This is a genomic window from Cryobacterium sp. Y57, assembly GCF_002929505.1.
GTDB lineage: Bacteria > Actinomycetota > Actinomycetes > Actinomycetales > Microbacteriaceae > Cryobacterium.
Map to the genome: position 1 here is coordinate 1 of NZ_PJJL01000023.1, position 3,941 is coordinate 3,941.

Sequence of the window (3,941 nt, forward strand, 5' to 3'; positions counted from 1 at the left end):
CCGTCAAATGCAGGTGGCGAATCTCAGCCCAATCATCCAATTTGATCACCTTCCATAATGGTTGGTGGCCCTATTTTCAGTCGGCGTTAACACGGCGAAGTGCGCCAATCACGCTGATACTCGCAAATAGGACGATCAAAATGAGAATAAGTTCTGCCCAGGACATGCCTTCACAGTAGTGGAAGGCTTGCCCACCGTGACGCCGCCCAAGAGGCCACCGCGCCACAAGTATGGGGCTGCGCGAAGGTGTTTCGTGTCTCGGATACCGAACGGTAAAAGGGGCCCTTACTGGTTCAGCTCAAATCAAGAGTTGTAGGGCAGACGAGGTCAGTAACGCAGCTCAATGCTGTCCGCCCAAGACAACTCTGCGCCGAAGGCCATAAGGTCACGTCCCGCCGAGTGGTGTTGATTCTCGTTGATCTTATTGTAATTGCCGTGTCTACTCGCCGTCCGTGGGACAGCGAGAGGGGCGGTCGAAATTGGTCAGCGCGCGGATTCCGGGCGCGGCCCGGTCCCGACCAGGATCGCTAGACAGCGAGGTCTAGAGCGGATGTCCGTTGGGTGGATTACCGTTGATTTGGGTGGGTATTTGACGGGAATTCTGGCAACTCTGAACAAGGAAACTTCGTAGATCGAAGTCGATTCATCTGCGAAACTTCTTTTTCCGTCGCAGGGCGGCGCCCGTCGACAAATGCGTCACTAGATCTTGTGAAGGGGCGATGTTTGTGTAGATCACGGTGTCAGCGGCGGGCACGATTGACAGTGCGCTGGCTCCGCTGGGTCGAGACGATCGCGGCGACGACGGCATCCATGTTGAATGATCACCTGGCCTTGATTTCGACGGCTCGTATCTGTGTGACTCAACGATCCGGTGCCCAACTCGGTGAGTCACGACACACACTCCCAGCGCTGCGAGTTGTTCCCGTGCTCGTCTGTTTTGGCGCTTCGTGCAGGACGAGCGTGATGTCGTCGCTGAGTTGTCGAAACAGCGTGACCTGGAGCAATGCCTTCTGGTTGCGGCCGAGAACGGCGGTGCGTTGGTCGTGTTCAGCCTCCAACATGGATGACGGGGCGTTTGCGTGGGTTTGTTTCGCTTTCTCTTATGATCTCTCGAACTACTGGTGCGGTGTCGCCTCGACCCAGCAGTAAGTATCGGAACATGTGGATCAGCGGGTTGCCTTCAGACCATTCAAAATATGCGTGTGGGCGGACGCCTGTTGTATCGCGGAGGGCTATCAATATTGCAGCGATTGCATTTGGGGCGGCGGGGCTGCTGGTGCGGAGAACGCGGTACCCGTCAATTTCGACGCCTTTGATCCGGAGAACTTCGCGAAATTCGGAGGGGTCCACGACGTCGATCTCGAGGAAGAGGATGTCTGCGGTGCCAGGGATCGGATTGATCCACCGTTGCTCTTCTTCTTTTTCGGCGTATTCGGCCGTGTGGCCCGTCTGCCGGCGGTGGGCAACGATGTTGAGTTTGTTGTCGAGTTGGAGTGAATCGTTGATGAAACGGCGTGCTTCGTCGTCGAATTCGATGCGATCCGCGCGCAGCTCTGTCGTGCGGGTGACTCGGGAGATCAGGGAGACGACAACGATGCCGAGGATGAACAGTGCTGAAATTGCGATCCCGTCGGGTTTCTCCCGAATGTTCTCGACCAGCGCGTAAAGCAAAATAGCGGTGAGGAGGGCAAATCCAATGCGAGCAATGCGGCGTTTACGTCGGATGCACGAGACTGTCACAGCGAAGGCGCCAGAGACCATCATCGCCAGGATGCCCGTTGCGTAAGCGCCCGCCTGGGCGTTGACGTCAGCGCCGAAGCCAATCGTGATAATGATACTGATGGCGGTGTACACAAGGACGACAGGACGAACAGCGCGGCTCCATTCCGGCGCCATGCCGTACGCGGGCAGGTAGCGAGGCACGATGTTGATCAGGCCCGCCATTGCGGACGCTCCGGCGAACCAGAGGATCAGGATACTGCTGATGTCATAAACGGTGCCGAAACCGTTGCCGATCAGCTCATGCGCTAAGTAGGCGAGTGCGCGACCATTTGCTTCTCCACCTTGCTGGAATTTTTCTGCCGGGATAAGCAGAGTAGTCACGAAGCTACTCAACAGAAGATAGACACTCATGATCACCGCAGCGGCCGTCAAAAGTTTTCGAGTGTTCCGAATTCGAGATTTCAACCGTTCCTCGGGAGTTTTACCGGTGGCGGCGATCAACGGCATCATGCTCACCCCGGTCTCGAAACCAGACAGGCCGAGCACCAACAGCGGAAAGGCTAGAAGAGCCGGCACGAGGATCCCGCCGAGCCCTCCTCCGGTAGCGGTCAAGAGGGCGAGCCAGCCGGTGACCGTAGCCGGATCAGTCACGATGTTCACGAGGCCAACGCCGAGAATGACGGCATTCAAGGCCAGGAAAGTAGCTACGAGGGGGATAGCTATCGTAACTGCCTCGGTGAAGCCCACGAGGAAGACTCCGCCGAGGATGAGCAGGAACAGCACCGTGACGGGCACGGCCAGACCTCGGAACGCTTCGGGGACGTAGGGATTTTCCAGTAAGTGCACGGTAGCGTCCGCCGACGAGAGGGTGATGGTGATAATCCAGGAGGTCGCTATGAATCCGAGCAGAACGAGCACGAACAGCTTGCCCCACCAAAAAGGAAGCAACCGCTCAAGCATCGCGACGGAGCCTTGGCCGTTAGGACTTTCTTTTGCTACCCGGTGGTACATCGGCAACATTCCCAAGAGCGTCAAAGCGACAATCAGCAAGGTTGCCAAAGGCGACAATGCACCGGCGGCAAGTGCGGCGATCGCAGGAAGGTACGACAAAGTGGAGAAGTAGTCCACACCCGTGAGGCACATCACCTTCCACCAAGGGTGCTTGGCACCACGGGTTTCACCACTTTCCGGGCCCACCGGTTGCACAGTGTCACGCAGCATCCATCGACTTAACGCACTCGAAGGCTTGCTATAGACCTTTGGTCCCGGAACACTTGCCGGCATCGCGAAAATATCTTCAGTCATGTCTCTCGATCACTTTTTTTGTGAGGGAATTTGGCCATGCAACTCGTCGAGTGTACGACGTTCAAAAGTTGCCTGGCGACAGTCGCCGGAATTGGGCAACGTCACCCCTTTCCCAGCGGCAAATGCGCATCCTTGATCATGCCTCTAATCTCGTCGACTAAACGGGAGGTTTGTGCGGTGCGTCCAATAGCCCCGGACACCATCCCGAACGGTTAGAAAGAGCGTGCGCTTGCGGACGACCGCACCGTCAGCACCACTCACGTCCTCGCTACAGTTGAGGTCCGCCCGCAAGCGACGGACTCACAGAATGTGGCCTGAAGTCACGCCCCTAGACTCAATTTCCGCTCCACCAGCACTTCTGCTTTTTCCGCACTCGCCCGCATAACTCGTCCATACCGAAGACGGTACTTCCTGCCGTCCCATAAGCCGAAGGCCTCGCGGGCATCGTTCTACCGCTCGCTGCGACCGGCCGTTCCAACGCCAACGCAGGTGCGTCACGTCGAGCTCGACGCGCACGTGGTGCGCGTATTCACTCGCGAGAAGGGCATGGCTGGTCGGGACCATATCACCACGATTCTGGGCCAGGAAGGGGTCAGTATCGCCACGGGAACGGTCGGGTCCATCCTTACCGGGCGGGGCCTCCGGGCGGTGCGGATGCGGGCATGGAAGAAGACCACGACTATGGATCCTGACGCTCGAACCGAGCACATCCGCAATCACGTGCTCGACGGGGACGGGAAGCGTGAGGTCATCTCGACCGCCCCGGGAACCAGCTTCTGCGGCGACATTACCTACCTGCGGACCGGTTCGGGATGGCTGTATCTGGGGACCGTCTGACCTGCCGCGGATATCTCGGACAGCGGGCCCTCTTAAAATGAGGGATCACTGAAAGTAGAGATCAGCATGACCGCAGC

Annotated in this window: 2 protein-coding genes; one reads left to right on the top strand and one right to left on the bottom strand. The window is 57.9% G+C overall.

Going from position 1 to position 3,941, the window contains the following annotated elements:
- Positions 1-1,047 precede the first annotated feature (1,047 nt).
- On the bottom strand, positions 1,048-3,027 hold the full coding sequence (locus CXY72_RS00205) for an APC family permease (protein ID WP_104125736.1): 1,980 nt from the start codon (positions 3,025-3,027) through the stop codon (positions 1,048-1,050).
- A 489-nt stretch (positions 3,028-3,516) separates the two neighbouring features.
- Here CXY72_RS00205 and CXY72_RS19705 point away from each other — a divergent pair, with 489 nt between their 5' ends.
- Positions 3,517-3,864, top strand: a complete 348-nt coding sequence (locus tag CXY72_RS19705) for a hypothetical protein (protein ID WP_199183889.1) — start codon at positions 3,517-3,519, stop codon at positions 3,862-3,864.
- The last annotated feature ends 77 nt before the right edge of the window (positions 3,865-3,941 follow it).

Excerpts from the sequence above, each read along its gene's own strand:
- CXY72_RS00205 (WP_104125736.1), bottom strand. The coding sequence starts at position 3,027 with ATGACTGAAGATATTTTCGCGATGCCGGCAAGTGTTCCGGGACCAAAG.